Source organism: Bradyrhizobium sp. AUGA SZCCT0177 (assembly GCF_018130125.1).
Taxonomy (GTDB): Bacteria; Pseudomonadota; Alphaproteobacteria; order Rhizobiales; family Xanthobacteraceae; genus Bradyrhizobium.
Genome location: NZ_JAFCMA010000039.1, coordinates 1 through 22,261 on the forward strand (window position 1 = coordinate 1; position 22,261 = coordinate 22,261).

General features: G+C 63.8%; 20 protein-coding genes. 5 read left to right on the top strand and 15 right to left on the bottom strand.

Annotated features, from left to right (window positions below; translation table 11 throughout):
• Nucleotides 1–570: 570 nt before the first annotated feature.
• Nucleotides 571–1,077: a tyrosine phosphatase family protein gene (locus JQ597_RS32250; protein WP_192735197.1), complete on the top strand. Its 507-nt coding sequence runs from the start codon at nt 571–573 to the stop codon at nt 1,075–1,077.
• Between the two features lie 132 nt (nt 1,078–1,209).
• A complete protein-coding gene (locus JQ597_RS32255; RefSeq protein ID WP_212269466.1) occupies nt 1,210–3,927 on the top strand; it encodes a DUF2339 domain-containing protein in 2,718 nt (905 codons plus the stop codon).
• A gap of 44 nt (nt 3,928–3,971) precedes the next feature.
• Here JQ597_RS32255 and JQ597_RS32260 read toward each other — a convergent pair whose 3' ends face one another.
• From JQ597_RS32260 to ppdK, 6 genes are all read right to left on the bottom strand, one after another.
• Nucleotides 3,972–4,205, bottom strand: coding sequence for a DUF6894 family protein (locus tag JQ597_RS32260; protein ID WP_192735199.1), 234 nt, complete (start codon nt 4,203–4,205; stop codon nt 3,972–3,974).
• 139 nt (nt 4,206–4,344) lie between these two features.
• Nucleotides 4,345–4,932, bottom strand: coding sequence for a hypothetical protein (locus JQ597_RS32265; RefSeq protein WP_212269467.1), 588 nt, complete (start codon nt 4,930–4,932; stop codon nt 4,345–4,347).
• Nucleotides 4,933–5,124: 192 nt separating this feature from the next.
• Nucleotides 5,125–6,111 carry an acrylyl-CoA reductase (NADPH) gene (gene acuI, locus JQ597_RS32270; protein WP_212269468.1) on the bottom strand — a complete coding sequence of 329 codons (987 nt, stop codon included), beginning with the start codon at nt 6,109–6,111 and terminating at the stop codon, nt 5,125–5,127.
• Between the two features lie 128 nt (nt 6,112–6,239).
• The gene (locus tag JQ597_RS32275) at nt 6,240–7,484 is read right to left on the bottom strand and encodes an MFS transporter (RefSeq protein WP_212210970.1); all 1,245 of its coding nucleotides are present in this window, start codon (nt 7,482–7,484) and stop codon (nt 6,240–6,242) included.
• A 316-nt stretch (nt 7,485–7,800) separates the two neighbouring features.
• Nucleotides 7,801–9,273, bottom strand: coding sequence for a cell wall hydrolase (locus JQ597_RS32280; protein ID WP_212269469.1), 1,473 nt, complete (start codon nt 9,271–9,273; stop codon nt 7,801–7,803).
• Nucleotides 9,274–9,740: 467 nt separating this feature from the next.
• Nucleotides 9,741–12,449, bottom strand: coding sequence for a pyruvate, phosphate dikinase (gene ppdK / locus JQ597_RS32285; RefSeq protein ID WP_349628925.1), 2,709 nt, complete (start codon nt 12,447–12,449; stop codon nt 9,741–9,743).
• Here ppdK and JQ597_RS38385 point away from each other — a divergent pair.
• Nucleotides 12,442–12,780, top strand: coding sequence for a hypothetical protein (locus JQ597_RS38385; RefSeq protein ID WP_349628926.1), 339 nt, complete (start codon nt 12,442–12,444; stop codon nt 12,778–12,780). The genes ppdK and JQ597_RS38385 overlap by 8 nt on opposite strands.
• On the opposite strand, the gene JQ597_RS32290 is transcribed toward JQ597_RS38385, so the two are convergent.
• The gene (locus JQ597_RS32290) at nt 12,781–12,936 is read right to left on the bottom strand and encodes a DUF3096 domain-containing protein (RefSeq protein WP_192735205.1); all 156 of its coding nucleotides are present in this window, start codon (nt 12,934–12,936) and stop codon (nt 12,781–12,783) included.
• Between the two features lie 291 nt (nt 12,937–13,227).
• Here JQ597_RS32290 and JQ597_RS32295 point away from each other — a divergent pair, with 291 nt between their 5' ends.
• Nucleotides 13,228–13,587, top strand: coding sequence for a DUF1236 domain-containing protein (locus JQ597_RS32295; protein ID WP_212269471.1), 360 nt, complete (start codon nt 13,228–13,230; stop codon nt 13,585–13,587).
• A 114-nt stretch (nt 13,588–13,701) separates the two neighbouring features.
• Here JQ597_RS32295 and JQ597_RS32300 read toward each other — a convergent pair whose 3' ends face one another.
• The 7 genes from JQ597_RS32300 to JQ597_RS32330 form a co-directional block, all read right to left on the bottom strand.
• Complete coding sequence (locus JQ597_RS32300; RefSeq protein WP_212269472.1) at nt 13,702–14,304, bottom strand: class I SAM-dependent methyltransferase; 603 nt, start codon at nt 14,302–14,304, stop codon at nt 13,702–13,704.
• Between the two features lie 3 nt (nt 14,305–14,307).
• Nucleotides 14,308–16,446 carry a glycine--tRNA ligase subunit beta gene (gene glyS / locus JQ597_RS32305; RefSeq protein WP_212269473.1) on the bottom strand — a complete coding sequence of 713 codons (2,139 nt, stop codon included), beginning with the start codon at nt 16,444–16,446 and terminating at the stop codon, nt 14,308–14,310.
• Nucleotides 16,446–17,381 (bottom strand): glycine--tRNA ligase subunit alpha, encoded by a 936-nt coding sequence (locus JQ597_RS32310; protein ID WP_192735210.1) that lies wholly within the window; start codon nt 17,379–17,381, stop codon nt 16,446–16,448. Before JQ597_RS32310 ends, glyS begins: the two co-directional genes overlap by 1 nt.
• Before the next feature lie 208 nt (nt 17,382–17,589).
• On the bottom strand, nt 17,590–17,781 hold the full coding sequence (locus tag JQ597_RS32315) for a hypothetical protein (protein ID WP_212269514.1): 192 nt from the start codon (nt 17,779–17,781) through the stop codon (nt 17,590–17,592).
• Between the two features lie 114 nt (nt 17,782–17,895).
• Nucleotides 17,896–18,807 (bottom strand): S49 family peptidase, encoded by a 912-nt coding sequence (locus tag JQ597_RS32320; RefSeq protein WP_212269474.1) that lies wholly within the window; start codon nt 18,805–18,807, stop codon nt 17,896–17,898.
• A 258-nt stretch (nt 18,808–19,065) separates the two neighbouring features.
• Nucleotides 19,066–19,827 (bottom strand): tRNA1(Val) (adenine(37)-N6)-methyltransferase, encoded by a 762-nt coding sequence (locus JQ597_RS32325; protein WP_212269475.1) that lies wholly within the window; start codon nt 19,825–19,827, stop codon nt 19,066–19,068.
• On the bottom strand, nt 19,820–20,047 hold the full coding sequence (locus JQ597_RS32330) for a putative signal transducing protein (RefSeq protein ID WP_212269476.1): 228 nt from the start codon (nt 20,045–20,047) through the stop codon (nt 19,820–19,822). The genes JQ597_RS32325 and JQ597_RS32330 overlap by 8 nt, the downstream gene beginning before the upstream one ends.
• A 132-nt stretch (nt 20,048–20,179) precedes the next feature.
• Between JQ597_RS32330 and JQ597_RS32335 the strand changes: the two genes are divergently transcribed.
• Nucleotides 20,180–21,187: a polyprenyl synthetase family protein gene (locus JQ597_RS32335; protein WP_212269477.1), complete on the top strand. Its 1,008-nt coding sequence runs from the start codon at nt 20,180–20,182 to the stop codon at nt 21,185–21,187.
• Between the two features lie 154 nt (nt 21,188–21,341).
• On the opposite strand, the gene JQ597_RS32340 is transcribed toward JQ597_RS32335, so the two are convergent.
• On the bottom strand, nt 21,342–22,226 hold the full coding sequence (locus JQ597_RS32340) for a 4-(cytidine 5'-diphospho)-2-C-methyl-D-erythritol kinase (protein WP_212269478.1): 885 nt from the start codon (nt 22,224–22,226) through the stop codon (nt 21,342–21,344).
• Nucleotides 22,227–22,261: the final 35 nt, after the last annotated feature.

Sequence of the window (22,261 nt, forward strand, 5' to 3'; positions counted from 1 at the left end):
AAGAGGGCGCAGGGAAGACCGGGTGCGCGCTGCACCCGCGGTCTCGCGTGCGGTTTGCACAAAACAAAATGCACACGAGCATACAGGGCAGCGGAGAACACCCGGCCTTCCCTGCGCAATGGCTTTACGGCTTATGCCGTGATCTCCCCGGAGACGAGTTCTTGGTTGACTCCGTCGCTGCCGTTCAGCTCTCGCCTACCCGACAGCTTGACACCTGCAACGGGTGCCAGGACCACACGGTTTTGCCGTACGCTTATCCACGCCGTCGTCGAGGCGTAAACCAGCGTCCACCGCAACCCGCCCAACGTCCGTGACGACGGCCGACGCCCTTCTGAGTAGGACGGGATGAGCAAAGATATGCACCTGATTTGTCTTCTGGTAAACAGAAATATTTTTTATTTCGGGGCTTGACATGACTTCCGAATACCAGAAGTGATTTGCCCGTCGGGCTAGATGTTGTGGTCCGTAGCCCACCCGGGCCAAACCCGCTTTGACCGGCCCCCGCACCGGCCTATAATGGCGGCTGCCCCAGGGACTGCCCACGACGGACAGTTCCCCAAAAGGATCGCCATGCTTCACGTCTGCTCGCTCGCCGCCCTTCCCGAAACCGTCAAGGCCACCGGCGCCAGCCATATCCTCACCGTGATGGCCAATGTCGATCAGGTGCAGCGGCCGGCCTCGGTGCTCGAGGCCAACCATTTGCGCGTGTCGATGGACGACATCACCGAGGTGATGGACGGCTTTCTGGCGCCGTCGGACGCGCATATCGAGAAGGTGCTGAACTTTGTGCGGGGCTGGGACCGCAGCGCGCCGATGGTGGTGCATTGCTATGCCGGCATCAGCCGTTCGACCGCCAGCGCCTTTGCCGCCGCCTGCATGCTCAATCCGCACCGCGACGAGATTTCGATCGCCCGGCAGATCCGCGCCGCCTCGCCGATCGCCCAGCCCAACCGGCTGATCGTCAGCCTCGCCGACAAGGCGCTGGGGCGCGAGGGGCGGATGCTGCGGGCACTCGATGAGATGGGCCCAGGCAGCATGACCGTCGAGGGCCGCCCCTTCCGCGTGGACCTCGAATAGTCCTGCTCGAATAGCGTGCTAAAATGCCGCCCGGGGGCGATTTGAACTTTTTCCGGGCAGAGTTGCACTCACAGCATTGCGACGGGCCGCATAGAGGCGGTTAACGTTTCTGCGTGCCCGCCTGGAGGCCTGATGCTCGACGAGTTTGCAATTCTTCCGTTCCTGTTCGCCATTGTCGCCGTTATCGTTGCCGTCAAAGCGATGAACGAGATCGGGGACTTGCGAAGGCGGCTGGACAGGATGGAAGCCGCGGCGGCGCTCGCCAGGCCCGTCCCGCCACCGCTTCCCCACATGTTCGAGCAAGATACTGCGCCTGCCTCTCCGGGCGTCGCAGCCGAGCCGCCGCCGATTGTGCCCGTGGATCAATGGGTCCCTCCCGACTCATGGACGCCGGCTGAAGCAGCCGCCGGGACGACGGCTGACACGGCTGACGGCCCGCCCGCCGCGCCGCCGCCGCCCTTGCCGCAGCCCGATCGCGGCTTCGAGGAAACACTCGGCACCCGCTGGGTGGTGTGGATCGGCGGCCTGACGCTGGCGCTCGGCGGCTTCTTCATGGTGCGCTATTCGATCGAGGCCGGCCTGCTCGGCCCCGGAGTGCGGGTGCTGCTTGGCGGCCTGTTCGCGCTGGCGCTGCTCGCTGCCGGCGAATGGACCCGCCGCAAGGAAAGCATCTCCACGATCGAAGCGACGCCGATCGCCAACATCCCCGCGATCCTGACCGCCGCCGGCACGGCCGTGGCCTTTGCGACCGTCTACGCAGCCTATGCGCTGTACGGCTTCCTGGTGCCCGCCACCGCGTTCATCCTGCTTGGGCTGGTGGCGATGGGCACGCTGGCCGCGGCACTGCTGCACGGGCCGGCGCTGGCCGGGCTAGGCATCGTCGGAGCCTTCGTCACCCCCATGCTGGTCTCGTCGGGCAGGCCGGACTTCTGGGCGCTGTACGTCTATCTTGCGATCGTCACCGCGGCCGCGTTCGGTCTGGCGCGGGTGCGGATGTGGCGCTGGCTTGCGGTCACCACCATCGTGTTCTCGCTGCTATGGACGCTCCCCTGCCTGCAGTGCGGCCCGTCGATGGTCGCGCCGCATGTGTTCCATGTGATCGCCGGCTTCATCCTCGCCGCATTGCTTGTCGTGTGCGGCTTCATGTTCGGGCCTTCAGCGCAAGAAGGCGAGATCGAACCGATTTCGTCCGGCTCGCTCGCGGCCTATCTGCTCGGCGCGACCCTGATCGTGCTGAACAGTTCTCATGCCGACGTCGCGATGGTCGCGTTCGGCCTGCTGGTGGCCGGCAGCTTGTTTGTGGCATGGCGCACCGAAGCCGCGGTCGGCGCGGTCGGCGCCGCCGCCGGTCTCGTCTTCATCGTGTTCGCCGAATGGGCGATCCGCGCCAATCCTGACATGCTGGTGCTGCCCGGCGGGCCGATCGCGGGCATCGGGCCGAGCGCAACGGATGGTTCTGTTTCGCTGCACCTGATCTCGGCTGCGATCTTCGCCGCCGGATTTGGCGTCGCGGGATTCCTGGCGCAGGGCCGTTCGGCCAGCGCCGTCATCCCTGTGATCTGGTCGGCTACGGCCGTGTTCACGCCGCTCGCGCTATTGGTCGCGCTCTATGCCCGGATCGCGAATCTCGACCGCTCGATCCCGTTCGCGATCCTCGCGGTGATCCTTGCCGCCGCCTATGCTGCGGCGACCGAGATCCTGACCAAGCGCGAGGACCGCCCGGGCCTGCAGGCCTCGATCGCGCTGTTTGCGACCGGCGCGCTCGCAGCACTGGCGCTGGCACTGACGTTCGCGCTGGAAAAAGGCTGGCTCACGATCGCGCTGGCGCTGATGTCGGCAGGCACCGCCTGGATCTCGATGCAGCGCCCGATCCCGTTCCTGCGTTCGCTGGCCGCGATCCTCGCCGCCATCGTGGTGCTGCGGATCGGCTACGAACCGCGCATCGTAGGCCACGCCGTCGGCACCACGCCGATCTTCAACTGGCTGCTGTGGGGCTACGGCATTCCGGCGCTATCGTTCTGGGCCGGCAGCATCTTCCTGCGCCGCGGCGGCGACGACGCGCCGCTGCGCATCGTCGAATCCGCCGCCATCCTGTTCACGGTGCTGCTGGCGTTCATGGAAATCCGCCATGCCGTCAATAATGGCGACGTCTATCGCCCGAGCGCCGGCCTAGCCGAAGTCGCGCTGCAGGTCTGTGTCGCGCTGGCGATGGCGATCGGGCTGGAGCGCCTGCGCCTCCGCACTGGAAGTGTCGTTCACAATGCCGGCGCAATCCTGCTCACCGTCTTTGCGGGCCTGGCTTCCGTGTTCGGGCTGCTGGTGCTGGAGAACCCGATGCTATGGTCGATCGATGTCGGCGGCGCCGTCATCAACCTGCTGCTGCTCGGCTATGCCCTGCCCGCGGTGCTGGCGCTGCTGTTGTCCTATGCGGTGGCGGGGCGGCGTCCGGTCGAATACGCCAACACGATCGCGGCAGGCGCGCTCATTCTGGCGCTGGCCTATGTGACGTTTGAAATCCGCAGGATCTATCACGGTCCGGTCATGGCCATCGGCCCGACCACTGGCGCCGAGCAATACACCTACTCGATCGCCTATCTGGCGTTCGGCGTCGTCATGCTCGGGATCGGCATCCTCTTCAACTCGCAACGCGCGCGGCTGGCGTCAGCGGTCGTGATCGCGCTGACGATCCTGAAAGCCTTCCTGATCGACATGTCGACGCTGACCGGGGTCTATCGCGCGCTGTCCTTTATGTGCCTGGGCCTGGTGCTGGTGGCGATCGGCTGGCTGTATCAGCGGATCCTGTTCCGCAGGCGGGCGGCGGTAGCGCCTGCTGTGCCGACAGAAAGTTGATCGGTCACGGCGCGCACCGAACGGAGGAACTTGCTGATCGAAAATCAGGTGACGGATTCCGCCACGAGGCGGATCCTGAACACCGGCTTCTTGGATTCGTCCAGCATTTCCATCTGCCATTCGGCATTCTGCTTCATGCTGCGCGAAATGCTGCCGAGCAGGTTGCCGGACACCTTGGTCATCTCGGCCCAGGCGGCTTCGCGGCTTTCGAATTCGGAGCCCTGCTCGGATGCGCCAGCGTAGTGACCGTTGCTAATCCGGAAAAAATACAGCGGCATAGTTGATCTCATGTATGAGCCGCCCCCAGGCCGTCATTGGCCATCACGGTGGGGCTAGACTCGCTACCAAGACGTGAAAACGCCAGCCCGTATGACTACGGGCACACTTTCCCAACTTTGGGCTTCATTTCGCCGGAAATCACTCGGTGGAACGGCGCAGCTCCGGCGCGCTTTCGACCTTCGCCGGCTCGGCCTTTACCGGCTCGAGCTTCGCGGCCTCAACCGCCGGCGTCTCGACGCGAGCCGAGACCTCCGTGCGCGACGCGTCCGCCGAGCGTGTCTGCGCCGGCGCATGCAGCGAACGCGGCCGCGCGACCGAGCGGGCCATCAACATCTGCTGCGCGCCCTGGTGGCGGAAATCGCAATAGGCGAAGCCCATGCCCGACACCGATCCCCGGAAGGAGCGATCATCGCGCTTGTCGAGATTGAAGCACGGCTCGAACGGAAGACCCTTGATGGAAGCGCAAACCGCCTGGCCGCGGATCTGCAGCGTGTTGCCGGGCAGGCGCACATGGCGGGTCGGCCCCGCGCCGCTGAATTGAATGGATCCGGCCGCCCCGAGATCGTCGAGCACGCGGCCTGCGCCGCGGGTGCCGTCGAAACAGGTGAAGGCGAACACCTTGCCGCTCACAAACTTACGGGCCTCGTCGGCATTCATCATCCCGGCCAGCGCCGGTACCACCATCGCCCCGGCCGTAACGGCCCCCAACACCAAACGCGCAAGCATGCGGCAACTCCAACTTAACTGAGCGCGGGCACCCGCCTTGTTTGCGCATGACCCCCGCGCAAACGCTACGCGTTTGTCGCGACGGAAAACCGGTACCCCCGTTTTCCGGATCATGCAGGCCTCTTTACCCGCTGCTTACCATACGAACCGTGGCAACATTGGAGCAGCATGGTTGGTAAAGTCTGAACGCCGTTAGAGAATTTTTACCACGATTCGACCGCGGACCTCGCCGGCGAGGATTTTGGCGCCGGCGCCGATGACTTGGTCAAGGCCGATTTCATTAGTAATATCAGCTAGTTTGCCGTGATCCAAATCGCTGGCGAGGCGGCTCCAGGCAAGCTTGCGCTGCTCGATCGGGCACATCACGGAATCGATGCCGAGAAGGCACACTCCGCGCAAAATGAACGGCGCCACCGAAGACGGCAGGTCCATGCCCGCCGCAAGACCGCAGGCGGCGACGGCGCCGCCATATTTCGTCATCGAAAGGATGTTGGCGAGCGTGGTCGACCCGACGCTGTCGATGCCGCCGGCCCAGCGCTCCTTGGCCAGCGGTTTTGCGGGGCCTGACAGTTCGGCCCGGTCGATCACCTCGGCGGCGCCGAGACCTTTCAGATAATCGGCCTCCGACACCCGCCCGGTGGAGGCGATGACGTGATAGCCGAGTTTCGACAGCACGGCGGTCGCGACCGAACCGACGCCGCCCGCAGCTCCGGTGACGACGACGGGGCCGCTCTTGGGCGTCAGACCGTGCTTCTCCAGCGCCAGCACCGACAGCATCGCCGTGTAGCCGGCGGTGCCAATCGCCATCGCGTCGCGGGTAGAGATATTATCGGGCAGCCGCACCAGCCAGTCGCCCCTGACGCGGGCCTTCTCGGCGTAGCTGCCGAGATGGGTCTCGCCCATGCCCCAGCCGTTGCAGACCACCCTGTCGCCGGCCTTCCACTGCGGATGCGAAGATTGCTCGACGATCCCGGCGAAGTCGATGCCGGCGATCATCGGGAAGCGCCGCACCACCGGGGCCTTGCCGGTGAGGGCCAGACCGTCCTTGTAGTTCAGCGTCGACCATTCGACGCGGACGGTGACGTCGCCTTCCATCAATTCGGCTTCGTCGAACTGCGTCAGCGCTGATGTGGTGCCTTTTTCCGCCTTGTCGATCCTGATGGCCTTGAACGTTCCCACGGCAAACTCTCCCGAACTTTGTCAGTTGGGAGAGTGTTTAGAGCATGATCCGGAAAAGTGGAAACCGGTTTTCCCTCGGGACAAACGCGGAACGCGTTTGCCCGGAGATCATGCCACTTCGATGAGTATCAGGCGGGCTGCGCAACCGCCCGCGCGACCGGCTGTTCCACGATCGGCAAATTGATCAGCGCCGACAGCACGCCGAAGAAGATCGAGAGCCACCAAAGCGGCGTATACGACCCGAACTGCTCGAACACGATGCCGCCAAGCCATACTCCAAGGAAACCGCCTACCTGGTGGCTGACGAAGGCAAAACCATACAGCGTCGCAAACCAGCGGGTGCCGAACATGATCGCCACCAGCGCCGAGGTCGGCGGTACCGTCGAGAGCCAGGTCAGACCGGTGGCGGCGCCGAACATGATCGCCGAGAAAGTGGTGATCGGGAATGAAATGAACGCCAGGATGGTCAGTGCCCGGGCAAAATAGAGCATCGAGAGGATGTAGCGCTTCGGATATTTGTTCTGCAGCCAGCCGACGCTGAGCGAGCCGATGATGTTGAACAGGCCGATGGCGGCGACCACCCAGCCGCCGGTCTGCGCCGACACGCCGCGATCGGACAGATAGGCCGGCAGATGCACCGTGATGAAGGCGAGCTGGAAACCGCAGGTGAAGAAGCCGAGCACCAGCAATACGTAGGAGCGGTGGCCGAACGCTTCCGCCAGCGCGGTCTTGAACGATTGCTGGTCGGCGGCGGGAACGTTCGACGACGTTGCGGGCGGTGTCGCGATCGCCAGCGACAGCGGCACGATCAACAGCATCAGCAGGGCAAACACGGTCAGCGCCGGCTGCCAGCCGAAATTATCGATCAACGCAACGCCAAAGGGCGCGAACAGGAATTGCCCGAACGAGCCGGCGGCCGTGCCGGCGCCGAGCGCCAGGCCACGCTTCTCCGGCGGCAGCAATTTGCTGAACGCCGACAGCACCAGGTTGAACGAACAGCCGGAGAGCCCAAAGCCGATCAGGACGCCGGCGCCGAGATCGAGCGAGGCCGGCGTCGACGCGTAGCGCATCAAGAGCAGTCCGCCGGCGTAGAGCAGCGCGCCGATGACCATCACGCGCAGGATGCCGAAGCGGTCGGCGATCGCGCCTGCGATCGGCTGGCCCAAGCCCCACAACAGGTTCTGCAGCGCCAGCGCGAGGCCGAAGACGTCGCGGCCCCAGGTAAATTCCTTGCTCATGGGCTGGATGAAGAAACCAAGGCTCGACCGCGGCCCGAAACTCAACAGCGCGATCGCGCATCCGCAGATGATGATCACCAATGGCGTCCGCCAGCTGGCTTTGGCCGGGCGAAGATTGTCTGCGGTGACAGCCATGGGTTTCCTCGATGCTTGGCGCCGGGGCCGGAGGGGACCGGCCGGGTGCGCCGGGAGGAGTTAATGCATTCGCATGGAAATCCCAAGAGCGGCGGAGAAAATTTTTCCGCTGCAGGGCAGCCCTGCAAAATCGTCGAGTGCAATTTTGGGGGTGGGTTGGACGGGCGGGCGCAAAGGGAAATGATCACGTCGTCCCGGCGAAGGCCGGGACCCATACGCCGCGGCCCGCATTGTTGGAAAAGGAAGATAATGCTCAGCGCGTAAAACAATAACCGCCGGTGGCTATGGGTCCCGGCCTTCGCCGGGACGACAATCGCTACCTTCTGACGCTCGCCTGCTCGGCCGAGCTTTGCGCGGCTTCGGCGAGCTTGGCGGAAATTTGCGCCGTCTCCGCGGCGGTGCCCCAGCTTGGCGCGTCGCTGCCGTCGCCCCAGTTGCGGGGCCGGTAGAAGGTGTGCACGCCGGTCTTGTACATCTTCTTCATCTCGCTGACCCAGGACGGACGCACCCAATAGGCATGGTAGTGCGTCGACTTGTCGACCTCGGGCAGCCAGAGCTGGCCGTCCAGCATCGCCTTTGCGATCCGTTGCGCGCGATCCCACATGTCGGGCTCTTTGACGACGTCCTTGTTGTTGTCGCAGGCGAAGGTGAACTGGCAGGCCAGATGGCGGTGCTTGTTCTGGTAGACCACGCCGCACACCGTATCCGGATATTTGCCGGAGAAGGCGCGGTTCAACACCACTTGCGCCACCGCGATCTGGCCGCGCACCGCTTCGCCGCGGGCTTCGAAATAGACAACTTCGGTCAGGCATTTTTCCGACTTGGCGCGCGACTTGTCGTCAAACAAGCCGAGCCGCTCGGCCGGGGTCTTGGCGCGCTGGTTGTCGGAATTGACCTCGCCCTTCGGCGCGACGCTGACGCCCATCTCGCCGGCCTTGACCGGGCCGTCGGCATCGACCGGCAGCGAGGCCATGATCTTCATGTCGGGATCGGCAACTACCGCGCTCGGCAGCATGACGATCGGCTCTTCGCCCGGCCGCCAGCGCTCCATGGTTTCGGGCGCGCCGAGCGACGAGCCAAAAAACAGGCTCGAGGTCTTGAAGGAGAAATTGTCGCGCGGCGGCGCGGGCGCGAGCGCCACTTCCGGTGCTGCCGAGACGTCCTTTGGCTTAACGAGCGGCTTGTCGTCGAACGGCTTGGCTTCGAGCGACATCGACACATCGAATTGCGGCAGCGGCGGCGCGCGCAGCGCGGCCTGAAGTTCGGGATCGAGCGGCGCGGGCTCACCTGAAGGCGGCGTGGCAGCGGTCTTTTGGCCTTTGACGGAAGCGTTTGAGGACGAGGGATCTTCGATGGCCGGCGCGCTGCCGGCGGGGATTGAGCTCTCCGCAGGCGTGGACGGCGCGATGACAAGGCGATCGCCCTTCATGGTGCGATCGACCTTGGGGAAATCGGCGGCATGATAACGCGGCGGCGGGGCGATGATCGGGTTGCGCGTCACTGCACCGGTGATGTCGATGCCTTGATTGTCGAGACTGGTGAGCCGAAAGGTTGCGGTCTGCGGCGAAGCGGTTCCGATCGGACGGCCGAAGCTGAAGGTCGCGACGTGGATATTGCCGGCGGTGGAGAACACACGCTTCTGCCAGCGTTCGGCGACGCCCGGCTGCCGGGCCAGCAGTGACGCGATATCCTGATATCCGATCTCGGTCGGCATCAATGCGAAGATGCAAAGACCGAGACCGAAGGACGCGAACCGCGCGCCCTTCGGCTGGTTACGCAACACATTCATCGATACGCTCTACGCAACGCTTACAAAAAACGACCGAACTCAGTACATCCGTGCAATTCGATCTTTATTGTTGGTATCGAATTTAGGTTGCCGGGGAGTTAATCGGCGTGGCCTGCGTGCACCACGCAAGATATTGCGCGCATTTGCTGTCGCGCTCGAGAAAGCTTGGTAAACGGGAGCGCGATGAAAGTGGTAAACATCCCGTCAACGAAGATGATGAAGAAAATGTTGCGGGTTCCCGTGTCACTACGGGTGATGCGATTCCACCCCATGCATTGCGATGGAAGTCGGAGAACCGTAGTTTCCACGTCATTGCGAGGAGCGAAGCGACGAAGCAATCCATCCATCCGTTATGCCGCGCTATGGATTGCTTCGCTGCGCTCGCAATGACACGGGCCCAAAAACGTGGATGCCCGGGACAAGCCCGGGCATGACGACGATTTTCCGATTGTTAGCGCAGAGAAGAACTAAGCCTGGCTCGCGACCGTCTTGCCGAGCGCGGCTTGCGCCGCGGCGAGCCGCGCGATCGGCACGCGATAGGGCGAGCACGAGACGTAGTCGAGGCCGATCTCGTGGCAGAACGCCACCGAGGCGGGATCGCCGCCATGCTCGCCGCAAATCCCGACCTTGAGATCGGGCCGCGTCTTGCGGCCGCGCGCGACGCCGATCTTGACGAGTTCGCCGACGCCATCGCGGTCGACCGAGATGAACGGATCGATCTCGAGGATGCCCTTCGCCACATAGGTGCCAAGGAAGCTCGCGGCGTCGTCGCGGCTGATGCCGTAGGTGGTCTGCGTCAAATCGTTGGTGCCGAAGGAGAAGAACTCGGCGGTGTTCGCGATGTCGCCGGCCATCAGGCACGCGCGCGGCAACTCGATCATGGTGCCGACCTGATAGCTAAGTTTCTTGCCGGTCTCCTTCATCACCGACTGCGCGGTGGCGTCGATGCGCGCCTTGACCAGGTCGAACTCCGCCTTGGTCGCGATCAGCGGCACCATCACCTCGAGGCCGACGGCCTTGCTGGTGCGCTTTTCGGCCTCGACCGCGGCTTCGAAGATCGCGCGCGCCTGCATCTCGGCAATTTCAGGATAGGCGATCGCAAGGCGGCAGCCGCGGAAGCCCAGCATCGGGTTGAACTCGGCAAGATCGCGGGCGCGATCGGCGAGCTTGCGCGGATCGGTGTTCATCGCACGCGCGACTTCCTCGATCTCGGCCTGGGTGTGCGGCAGGAACTCGTGCAAGGGCGGATCGAGCAGACGGATCGTGACGGGAAGCCCCTTCATGATCTCGAACAGCTCGACGAAATCCGCGCGCTGCATCGGCAGCAGCTTCGACAGCGCCGCGCGGCGCGACTGCTCGTCCTCGGAAAGGATCATCTCTCGCACGGTGCGGATGCGGGTTTCCTCGAAGAACATGTGCTCGGTACGGCAAAGGCCGATGCCCTCGCCGCCGAACTTGATCGCGGTGCGCGCGTCTTCCGGCGTGTCGGCGTTGACGCGAACGCCGAGCTTGCGAACGGCGTCGGCCCAGCCCATCAGCGTGCCGAATTCGCCCGACAGTTTCGGCTCGATCATCGGCATCCGTCCGGCCAGCACCTGGCCGACCGATCCGTCGATGGTGATGACGTCGCCGGTCTTGAAGGTGCGGGTGCCGATGCTCATGGTGCCGCGGCCGTAATCGACGCGGATGGTGCCGCAGCCGGAGACGCAGGGCTTGCCCATGCCGCGCGCGACCACGGCGGCGTGCGAGGTCATGCCGCCACGGGTGGTGAGAATGCCTTCAGCGGCGTGCATGCCGTGAATGTCTTCCGGGCTGGTCTCGACCCGCACCAGAATGACCTTGCGGCCATCGGCCTGCAGTTTCGCAGCTTCATCGGACGAGAACACGATTTCGCCGGAGGCGGCGCCCGGCGAAGCCGGCAGGCCGGTCGCGATGACGTCGCGCTTGGCGGCGGGATCGATCGTCGGATGCAGCAACTGGTCGAGCGAGGCGGGATCGATCCGCATCACCGCGTCCTTTTTCGAGATCAGTCCTTCATTGGCGAGCTCGACCGCAATCCGCAGCGCCGCCTTGGCGGTGCGCTTGCCGCCGCGGGTCTGCAGCATCCACAACTTGCCCTGCTCGACCGTGAACTCCATGTCCTGCATGTCGCGGTAGTGCTTTTCGAGCAGCGTGTAGATCCGCGTCAGCTCCTTGAACGCGTCGGGCATCGCGACTTCCATCGACGCCTTGTCGGAGCCGGATTCCTGGCGCGCAAATTCGGTGATGTCCTGCGGCGTGCGGATGCCCGCCACCACGTCTTCGCCCTGCGCGTTGATCAGGAATTCGCCGTACAGCTTGCTCTCGCCGGTCGACGGGTTGCGCGTGAACGCAACGCCGGTCGCCGAGGTCTCGCCCATATTGCCGAACACCATGGCCTGGATATTGACCGCGGTGCCCCAGGATTCAGGAATGTCGTGCAGGCGGCGGTAGGTCACCGCGCGCGCGTTCATCCAGGATGAGAACACCGCACCGATCGCGCCCCACAATTGCGCGTGCGGATCCTGCGGGAAATCGTGGCCGGTCTCGCGCGCCACCGCATCCTTGTAACGGCCGACCAGTTCGACCCAGTCGTCGCCGGTCAGATCGGTGTCGAGCGTATAGCCCTGGCCGTCCTTGAAGGTGTCGAGGATGTCCTCGAAATGATGATGCTCGAAGCCGAGCACGACATCCGAATACATCGTGATGAAGCGCCGATAGCTGTCATAGGCGAAGCGGCGGTCGCCGGACAATTCGGCGAGCGCTTCGACGGTCTCATCGTTGAGGCCGAGATTGAGTACGGTATCCATCATGCCCGGCATCGACGCGCGGCCGCCGGAGCGCACGGACACCAGCAGCGGATTCCGGGAATCGCCGAATGACTTGCCGGCGAGTTTGCCGACATGCTCCAAGGCCTTCTCGACCTGCGCCTTCAGCGCAGCCGGATAGGATTTGTCGTGGGCGTAAAAGTAAGTGCAGACCGAGGTCGGAATCGTGAAGCCCGGAGGCACCGGCAGGCCGAGATTGGCCATTTCGGCGAGATTGGCGCCCTTGCCGCCGAGCAGATCGCGCAAGCCCGCTTTGCCCTCGGCCTTGCCGTCGCCAAACGTGTAAACCCACTTGCCGGATTTGACCGCTTCGACGGCCGGCTTGCTCACCTTCTTCGCCGTCTTGCTGGCAGGCTTGTTCGGAGCCTTCGCAGCTGCCTTGGCAACTGGCTTGGCAATCGGCTTCGTAACCGCCTTGGGTGCCGGCTTCGCAACTGCCTTCGGTGCCGGAGCCTTCGTTAGCGTCTTGCGCGCCGAGGCCGCCGGCGCGGCTTTGCCCGGCGCCGATGACTTTGATTTCGCTACGATTTTCACAAGGTTTTTCTTGGACTTCGCAACCGCTTTGGCCATGGCAGATGACAATCCGAAAAGAGAGGAGAAGATGCGCGCCTTACACCACTTTGAGGGGTTCCGCGCAAGCCGCGAAACCCCGCTTGCCTGACTAGAAGCGCAGCATCTTGAACACGCCGAGCCCGGCCAGACCGACGATGATCAGGTAGATCGCGACGATGAAATTCAGGAACCGCGGCATGATCAGGATCAGGACTCCCGCAATCAGGGCGACGATCGGGGAAATATGCGCGGCGGTGATGGTCATTTGAAATTTCTCCTGATGATGAGGGGAAGCTCGAATCGAGGGCGGCAACTTAACCGCTGGCGCGGTTCCGGAATAGGAGACGCCTGTCGCCTCAACGGGTTCCGGCGTTCGCAAAAATTGCCCGAAATTGCCGCGTTTAAGGCAGCCATTTTTCAGGAACTATGCCGCGCGCGATGAATTGGCTCGCATTGTACGCTGGCTAGCCGGCGTCATAGCGTTTTCAAGCGGAGTGGACGCCGGTTCGCGTCAAGAAAACGCGTCAAACCAATAGAGCGCACGAGGGAGTACACTATGCAGAACAGACTACTTGCCATCGCAGCTGTCGCCGGCGTGATGGCTGCCCCGCTCGCAGCACAGGCGCAGAGCGGCACCGTGGGTGTCGTTCGCGGCGACAGCGTGGTCATCGGCGAACATGAGGGTATCGCCGTCGACCAACGCCCGGCGTTCCGGGAATATGTCGTGCGTGAGCGCGTGCCGACCTTTACCATTCCGGATCGCGTGACCGTGGGCGGTGTGCTGCCGGAGGCCGGCATCACCTATTACGACGTCCCGCAGACCTATGCGGCGACGCCCTATCGCTACACCGTGGTGAACGGCCAGACGGTCCTGGTCGAACCGCGTTCGCGTCGCATCGTTCAGGTGGTCGACTAATCCCGCCGGCCTGAACGATAGTCCGGGCGCCGCGCAAGCGGATGAGCGCGAGATACGACCGGACAAGAAAGCCCCGCCCGGTTTCCCCCCTGGGCGGGGCTTTTCGTTGGCGCCCTATTCCCTGATCTCCAGACCCTGCTTCTTGGCGACGAGGCGGTGAATCTTCTTGCCGGAGGAGGCGCTGACGACCTCTTCGTCGAGGAGCAGCGCGGTCGCTTTCAGTTCCGCCAGCACCAGCGCGGTATCGAACGCACAGTAAAGCCGCCCCTGCGAATCGCGCAGGTCGGCATTGTCGGTGATCCGCCAGCTCAGATAGAGAATGCCGCTGGGCTTGACGGCGCCTAGCAGCCGGCGGACGGCAGGGGCGATCTGCGCGCGATCCAGATGCATGATCACGGTCTCGCACAGCACGTTGTCGTAGGTGCCGATGCCCTTCAAGTCGGGCAATTCTGCATGCGCGAACTTCAAACCGGGATAACGCTGCCGCGCCTGCGTCAGCAGGCCTTCCGAGGCGTCGAAACCGGCGGCGGAAAAGCCGTTGGCGTTTAGCCAGGCCACCTCGCGGCCGCAGCCGCAGCCGATATCGGCTGAATTGCCGCCGCGCACGAAGAAGCGCTCGACGACTTCGTGCAAGTCAACGGGCGCCGGCTGCTCGTGCCAGTCCTTGGCGAACGCCGCCGCATCCGAATCGTAAGCGGCCAGCGTCTTCTGATCCACGTGTCAGCCCTCGATCTTCGAAAAGTCCGCCACCGCGCGCGTTGCCGCGCGGATTTCGTTCAAGAGCTTCAGTCTGTTCTCGCGCACGTTTGGTTCATCGTCGTTGACCTTGACCTTGTCAAAGAACGCATCGACCGCCGGGCGCAGCTTCGCCATCGCGCTCATCGCGGCGGCGAAGTCTTCCTTGGCCACCGCGGCGCCCGCTTCGCTCTTCACCTGATCGATCGCCTTCGCCAGCGCCTTTTCTTCGTCGAGCTTGTAGAGCGTCGTGTCCGGCGCTCCATCGAAGCTACGCTTGTCCTTTTTCTCTTCGATGCCAAGGATATTGTTGGCGCGTTTGGTGCCCGCGAGCAGGTTCTTGCCGTCGTCGGTGTCGAGGAATTTTGCGAGCGCCTCGACGCGGCGGACGACCATCAGGAGGTCGTCCTGACCGCCGAGCGCGAACACGGCGTCGACGAGATCGTGGCGTGCACCCTGGTCGCGGAGTTGGACTTTCAGGCGGTCGGCGAAGAAGGAGACGAGATCGCCCGGACGCTTTTGCGCATCGGCGGCCGGATACTTGGCTGCCTTTTCGGGGAGACCGAGAATAGCCGATTTTGCAACTTTCAGGATTGGAAGCCTGATCGTGTTCTCGACGATCAGCCTGATGACTCCGAGCGCCGCCCTTCGCAGCGCATACGGATCCTTGCTTCCAGTTGGCTTCTCATCGATGGCCCAGAAACCTACCAGCGTGTCGATCTTGTCAGCCAAAGCCACCGCGACACTCACCGGATCGGTCGGCACCCGATCGCCTGGCCCCTGCGGCTTGTAATGCTCTTCACTCGCGGCAGCGACGGAAGCATCCTCGCCCTGCGCCAGCGCGTAGTATTTCCCCATCAAGCCTTGGAGCTCCGGGAATTCGCCGACCACTTCGGTCAGCAAATCCGCCTTCGCCAGATGCGCGGCGCGTTTCGTCTTCTCGACATCGGCGCCGACCAGCGGAGCGATTTCCGCCGCCAGACGCTCGATGCGCTTGATGCGTTCGCCCTGCGTGCCGAGCTTCTCGTGAAACACGATATTATCGAATTTCGGCAGCCGCTCTTCGAGCCTGGTCTTCAGGTCGGTCTCATAGAAGAATTTCGCATCGCTCAACCGCGCGCGGATGACGCGTTCGTTGCCGGCGACGATGGCCTTGCCGCCGTCCGTCGCCTCGATGTTGGCGGTGAGGATGAACTTGTTGGTCAGCTTTCCGGTTTTGTCAGGATTCTTATCAGAATCCTTGGGATCGCTGACCACAAAGCATTTCTGGTTGTTGCGGATGGTGGCGCGGATTACCTCGCCGGGGATCGACAAAAACTCCTGGTCGAACGATCCCATCAGCACGACCGGCCATTCGACGAGCCCTGACACCTCGTCGAGCAGCACTTGGTCCTCGACCAGCTCAAAGCCCTGCGCGAACGCCAACTGCTTGGCGTCGGCCAGGATGATGTCCTTGCGCGCCTGCGAGTCGAGCACGACCTTGGCGGCCTTCAGCTTTGCCTCGTAATCCTCGAAGCGGCGCACGGAGATCGCCGATGGCGCCAGGAAGCGGTGACCATGAGTGATCTGGCCGGTCTCGATGCCGTCGATCGAGAATTTCACCACCTCGGGGTCTTCGGTCTCCGGACCGAAGGTCGCGATGATCGAGTGCAGCGGCCGCACCCAGGTCAGCGCGCCTGACTTGGCCGAGCGCTCGCCCCAGCGCATCGATTTCGGCCATGGGAAGGTGCGGACGATAACAGGCAGTATTTCCGCGAGCACGTCGATCGCGGCGCGGCCGGGCTTTTCAATCAGCGCGATGTAGAAGTCGCCCTTCGGGTCGCGCTGGATCTTTGCCTCGTCGAGCGAAGTGAGGCCGGTCGCTTTCAGGAAACCCTGCACCGCCGCATCGGCCGCGCCGATTTTCGGACCCTTGCGTTCGGTCTTGAGGTCGGGCTGCCGCGCCGGAATCCCGTGCACCGTCAGCGCGAGCCGCCGCGGCGTCACGAACGCCTTTGCGCCCTCATAGACCAGCCCCTCGGCAACCAGCTTGTCGGTGACCATGCGGCGCAGATCGTCGGCCGCCTTCGCCTGCATGCGCGCCGGGATTTCTTCAGAAAACAATTCGAGCAAAAGATCAGGCATCAGGATGCCCTGCCCGCTTCGGTGTGGACCCAGGCGTCGCCGCAGGCTTTTGCAAGGTCGCGCACGCGCCCGATGTAGCTTTGCCGTTCGGTCACCGAGATCACGCCGCGGGCATCGAGCAAATTGAAGACGTGGCTTGCCTTGATGCACTGGTCATAGGCCGGCAGCGCCATCAGGTGTTCCTTCTGGTTGCTGCCGGATTTCCAGCCCGCCGCGAGATATTTCTTGCAGGCCTCTTCGGCCATCACGAACTGCTTGAACAGCATTTCGGAATCGGAGTGCTCGAAATTATGCAGGGAATATTCCTGCTCGGCCTGCAGGAACACGTCGCCATAGGTCACCTTGTCGGCGCCCTCGCGGCCGTTGAAGTTGAGATCCATGACGTGGTCGACGCCCTGCAGGTAGCAGGCGAGCCGCTCCATTCCGTAGGTGAGCTCGCCGGCGACCGGCGCGCATTCGACGCCCGCGACTTGCTGGAAATAGGTGAACTGGCTGACTTCCATGCCGTCGCACCAGCATTCCCACCCGAGACCCCAGGCGCCGAGCGTCGGGCTTTCCCAATCGTCCTCGACAAAGCGGATGTCGTGCAGGCTGGAATCGAGGCCGATCGCGGCGAGCGACTTCAGGTACAATTCCTGAAGGTTCGGCGGCGATGGCTTCATGATCACCTGATACTGGTAATAATGCTGCATCCGGTTCGGGTTCTTGCCGTAGCGGCCATCCTTGGGCCGGCGCGAGGGCTGCACATAGGCGGCCCGCCACGGCTTCGGCCCGAGCGCGCGCAAGGTCGTCGCGGGATGAAAGGTGCCCGCGCCCATTTCCATGTCGTAGGGCTGCAGGATCACGCAGCCCTGTTCGGCCCAGAACCGTTGCAGAGCGAGAATGAAGCCCTGGAACGAACGTTCCGGGCGCATGTGGGCAGGCAATTCGTCCATCGGCAGAATCGGTCTCGCGAGGGGGTTTTGGGCGCGCGGGACCGTATCGGCGGTGGCGAGGGGAATCAAGGCGATGCCGAGGGACGCCAATGATCAACCGTCATGGCCGGGCTTGTCCCGGCCATCCACGTCTTTTCTGGGCAGCAAAGGGAAGACGTAGATGCCCGGGACAAGCCCGGGCATGACGACTGTCAGGATGACGGTCGAACTAACCCGGCCGATAGGCCCCGGTGACGGGGTCCCGGCGCAGGGTCGGAATCTCGCTGGTTTGAGCCGATTCCGCGACGCGAGCCAGCCGCGCTTCTTCCAGCTCCCGGTTGATCCGGACGGCGGTCTTGTAAGCCCAGCGGACCACGGCGAGCCCACCCAGGGCCCCTGCGAATGCGATCAACGGTGGCATCGGTCGATCCTTGTCGTTCACGTCGGTCACGCCCCCAATAGCTGCATTCTCGCGCAAGCCGGGCTGCGCCGCAATTCCCGCCTTTAGGACTAAATGGCGCGCCTCTCCCGGGCCCTAGAACCCGAATTTGGCCCAAATTGCCCTGGTTTCGAGCGCGGAGATCAGCTCATCCGGCAGGCCCCCCAAACCGTCGAGCGCGCCCATGGAGCCCGCCCCCGGCGACCGCCGCCCGAGCAAGCCGGACAGCATCCCGCTGGCGGGCGCGATCACGGGGGTAAGCACCTTGTCGCCGTAGCGGGTGCGCAGCGTCGAACGCAGATCGCCGACCGCGTCCGCAAGACCCAGCGACACCGAGGTTTCGCCGGCCCAATATTCGCCGGTGAACAGCGTGTCGTCGGCGCCCTTGAGGCGGCTGCCGCGGCTCTGCTTGACCAATGCAATGAAGATGGCGTGGATCTCGCGCTGGAGCGCCTTGATGCGCGCCACATCATCGGGGTTTTCGGGGAGGAACGGATCGAGCGTCGCCTTGTGGACGCCCGCCGTATAGAGCCGTCGCTCGACGCCGATTTTCTTGATCAGCTCCTGGAAGCCGAAAGTGCCGCCGACCACGCCGATCGAACCGAGGATCGAGGACGGATCGCAGAAAATCTCGTCGCCGGCACAGGCGATCATGTAGCCGCCGGATGCGGCGACGTCCTCGACGAACACCAGCACCGGCAAATTCTTTTCGGCGGCGAGTTGCCTGATCCGCAAATAGATCTGGCGCGATTGCACCGGCGAGCCGCCGGGCGAATTGATCACGAGCGCAACCGCCTTGGCATTCTTGGTACCGAAAGCGCGTTCGAGCGTCTTGGCCACACCGGCGAGCGACATGCCCGGCCGCAGCGGCGTCACCGCGCCGATCACGCCGGACAACCGCACCACCGGCACCACCGCGGCCCCGCGCCGGAATTTGGCCGGGACCAATCCCTTCAGCCGCTCGATAAGGCCCGGCAATCCCACACGATCACTTATTTGTTCACTCATGCCGTTACCTCGAATTAACCATTTTTTATCACGCCACTGTCATTGGAAGGGCTGGAACGAATTTGGGCTGGAAGGCCTTTTGCAACGTGGCCGTTACGGCTGCAATGGCGCAGCGGAGAGTGACATGAAAATCTACCTGCTGATATTGTTGATCGGCACCATCCTGACCGCGGTTCACTTCACCAACGCTCCGAAACGGCAGTCGGAAACCCTTCCGCAATAGGCTTTTCCGCTTCGTCTCGAGATCCTCGGCCACCCCTAGGGGGTGGCCAACGGCAACATCCCCCTCCCCGCCAAAATCTCCTGCACCGCTTTATTGGGCACCCCTCGCTCATCATTGAGCATCAGTCCGGCATGAATTCGAGTCGGCGCGCGACCGCCCTTGGTGGCGCGAACCAGGATTCGATTCGCAGGCGCCTTCACATCGCCGTGAATGGGCAAAATTTCCAGACCGCCAAAACCGTGATCGAGCGCCGCCAGCACCTCGGCAATCCCGTCGGCGCGCCAGATCAGCGTCAGCATGCCCCTGGATTTGAGGATGCGGCGGGTTGCGTGAATCCAGTTCGAAAGCGTGGTGGATGTCGCGACATGCGCGATCCCGCGCGCGCGGTCCGGCGAGACTCGATGCCGCACAGAATCGTTGAACGGCGGATTCATCAACACGACGTCGACGCTGTCGGGCTGCAGATTGACCGCGGCGTAGGCGTCGGCGGCCGCCTCGACATCGAGCACGATGACCTCGGCGGCAAGCGCGTTCGCATCGGCATTGGCGCGCGCCAGGCTTGCGAGATCGGCATCGATCTCGACCAGCACGAGATCGATGTCCCCGACGCGCCTGGCCACCGCCAGCCCTGCCGCACCAACACCGGCGCCAAGATCGGCCACACGATTGCCTGAACGTGCCGGCGTCGCCGCCGCCAGCAGCATTGCATCGTGACCGGCGCGGTGCCCCGATTTCAGTTGCCGCAGGCGCAAGCCCCCGCCGAGGAACGCGTCCTCGGTGACATCGGGATTACTCATCCGCCCGCAATTCGTGGGCAAGCCCGGCATCGGTCAGAAGCTGGCGCGCCTCGCGGTTGTCGTCGTCATGGACCAGGATGCGGCGTGGCAGGACGCCGAGCGATCCCTCGATGATGCTCATGTTTTGGTCCAGCACCAGATGATGGATATTGGCGCCGTCGAGCAGCGCGCCGACCGCGGAAACCAGCACAATATCGTTGGTCCGAACCAATTCCCGCAATTTGCGCCCTCCCTGGCTGGCCCGGTCCGAGGCCGGCCGGTACCTGTCAACCGCTTGGTGCCCTTGCCGCTTCAGCCTGCACTTTCTATTGTAGATAAGGATAGTGCGAATTGGCCAGATTTGGAGACCCGCGTGGCGGTTATTGTACCCTTCGAAAGCCCAAACGCTTCGATCGATGAGTTGGTCGGGCTCGTCGCCGCCGACATGGAGCGGGTCAACGCCACGATCCTGTCGCGGACCGGTTCCGAAGTCACCATGATTCCCGAGGTCGCCAACCATTTGATCTCCTCGGGCGGCAAGCGGCTGCGGCCGATGCTGACGCTGGCGATGGCCGGTCTCACCGGCTATTCCGGCGACGGCCATATCAAGCTCGCCGCCTCGGTCGAGTTCATGCATACCGCGACGCTGCTCCATGACGACGTGGTCGACGAGAGCGAATTACGGCGCGGCAAATTGTCCGCTCGGATGCTGTGGGGCAACGAAGCGAGCGTGCTGGTCGGCGACTTCCTGCTCGGCCAGGCCTTCCGCATGATGGTCGAGGTCGGCTCGTTGCGGGCGCTCGACATCCTGTCTTCGGCGGCAGCCACCATCGCCGAGGGCGAGGTGATGCAGCTCGCCGCGGCGAAGAACACCGCGACCACCGAGGACGAATATCTCGCTGTGATCCGCGGCAAGACCGCGGAATTGTTCGCGGCTGCCTGCGAGGTCGGCCCCGTGATCGCCAACCGGCCGAAGGCCGAGCAGACCGCGTGCCGCTCCGTCGGCATGAATCTCGGCATCGCGTTCCAGCTGGTGGACGACGTGCTGGACTACGGCGGCAAATCGGCAAAGCTCGGCAAGAACGTCGGCGACGATTTCCGCGAGGGCAAGATCACGCTGCCGGTGGTACTGGCGTTCCGCCGCGGCAACGCCTCTGAACGCGCGTTCTGGGTCAAGGCGCTGGAGCGGGGCGAGATCGGCGGCAATGATCTCGATCACGCCATCGGGTTGATGACCAAGCATCGCGCGCTGGAGGACACGATCAGCCGCGCCCATCATTACGGCGCGATGGCCGTCGATGCGCTGGCGCTGTTTCCGGCTTCGCCGATGAAGACCGCCCTCGAGCAGGTCGTGGCGTTCTGCCTGGCCAGGTCGCATTGATGGCGCCGTAGGGTGGGTTGAGCGCAGCGATACCCACCGATTGCCTTTATCGAAAATGGTGGGTTGAGCGCAGCGATACCCACCGATTGCCTTTATCGAAAATGGTGGGTTTCGCTTCGCTCTACCCACCCTACGAAACCGTTCGTTCGCCGCTTTAGCTCAACGTTCCCGCATGCACCCACCAGCCGGGGTGCTCGCGCCGGATCTTCTCCGCGGCGCGGCCGGCTTCGGCGGTGTTTTCATAGATCGCAAAACAGGTCGCGCCCGAGCCCGACATCCGCGCCAGCCAGGCGCCATTGGTGGCGTTGAGCGCGGCGATCACTTCACCGATGACCGGCTGAATGCGCATCGCCGGGGCTTCCAGATCGTTGGCACTGGCCGCCAAGACTTCGACCCAGTCTTCGACCGAGGCGCCGGCTTCCGGCCAGTCGATGCCCCGGAAAACGTCGGTGACGCCGACCAGCAATTCGCCGCTACGTAGGCCGAGTGCCTTGAATACATCCTTGGTCGGAACGGGAACGCAGGGGTTGATCATCACGCACGGCATGATCGGCAGGCTGAGCGGCGTCAGGGTATCGCCGACCCCGGTCATGTCGCAGGCACGCGAGGCCAGGCAGACCGGCACGTCGGCGCCGGTCGCAAGTGCTACCTCGCGTAGCCGCTCGTCATCGAGCGACAGCCCATTCAATTTTGCCAGCAGCCGAAGCGCGGCAGCCGCATCCGCCGAACCACCGCCGATGCCCGCCGCGACCGGCAGCACCTTGTCGAGCGTGAAACTGCCGGCCTTCAGGCCCGGCACGCGCTCGGCCAGCAGGCGCGTCGCCTTCAGCACCAGATTGTCCGATGTCTCGCCGCAGGCCTGCGCCAGCGGTCCGGACATTTGCAATGTCAGCTCGGAACCCGGCGTCAGCGTCAGCCGATCAGCGCAGTCGGCAAACGCCACCACGCTTTCCAGGTCATGAAAACCGTCGGTGCGGCGGCCAACCACCCTCAAGGTCAGGTTGACCTTGGCACGCCCCTCATCAATCAAAGCCGGCATTGCCGAACGAGCCCCCCAAGCCTTCGATCAGCCGC

Excerpts from the sequence above, each read along its gene's own strand:
- JQ597_RS32340 (WP_212269478.1), bottom strand. The coding sequence starts at position 22,226 with ATGCCGGCTTTGATTGATGAGGGGCGTGCCAAGGTCAACCTGACCTTG.
- JQ597_RS32260 (WP_192735199.1), bottom strand. The coding sequence starts at position 4,205 with ATGCCGCTGTATTTTTTCCGGATTAGCAACGGTCACTACGCTGGCGCA.
- JQ597_RS32255 (WP_212269466.1), top strand. The coding sequence starts at position 1,210 with ATGCTCGACGAGTTTGCAATTCTTCCGTTCCTGTTCGCCATTGTCGCC.
- JQ597_RS32265 (WP_212269467.1), bottom strand. The coding sequence starts at position 4,932 with ATGCTTGCGCGTTTGGTGTTGGGGGCCGTTACGGCCGGGGCGATGGTG.
- JQ597_RS32290 (WP_192735205.1), bottom strand. The coding sequence starts at position 12,936 with ATGACCATCACCGCCGCGCATATTTCCCCGATCGTCGCCCTGATTGCG.
- JQ597_RS32295 (WP_212269471.1), top strand. The coding sequence starts at position 13,228 with ATGCAGAACAGACTACTTGCCATCGCAGCTGTCGCCGGCGTGATGGCT.
- JQ597_RS32315 (WP_212269514.1), bottom strand. The coding sequence starts at position 17,781 with ATGCCACCGTTGATCGCATTCGCAGGGGCCCTGGGTGGGCTCGCCGTG.
- JQ597_RS32250 (WP_192735197.1), top strand. The coding sequence starts at position 571 with ATGCTTCACGTCTGCTCGCTCGCCGCCCTTCCCGAAACCGTCAAGGCC.
- JQ597_RS32280 (WP_212269469.1), bottom strand. The coding sequence starts at position 9,273 with ATGAATGTGTTGCGTAACCAGCCGAAGGGCGCGCGGTTCGCGTCCTTC.
- JQ597_RS32320 (WP_212269474.1), bottom strand. The coding sequence starts at position 18,807 with ATGAGTGAACAAATAAGTGATCGTGTGGGATTGCCGGGCCTTATCGAG.
- JQ597_RS32310 (WP_192735210.1), bottom strand. The coding sequence starts at position 17,381 with ATGGACGAATTGCCTGCCCACATGCGCCCGGAACGTTCGTTCCAGGGC.
- glyS (WP_212269473.1), bottom strand. The coding sequence starts at position 16,446 with ATGCCTGATCTTTTGCTCGAATTGTTTTCTGAAGAAATCCCGGCGCGC.
- JQ597_RS32325 (WP_212269475.1), bottom strand. The coding sequence starts at position 19,827 with ATGAGTAATCCCGATGTCACCGAGGACGCGTTCCTCGGCGGGGGCTTG.
- JQ597_RS32275 (WP_212210970.1), bottom strand. The coding sequence starts at position 7,484 with ATGGCTGTCACCGCAGACAATCTTCGCCCGGCCAAAGCCAGCTGGCGG.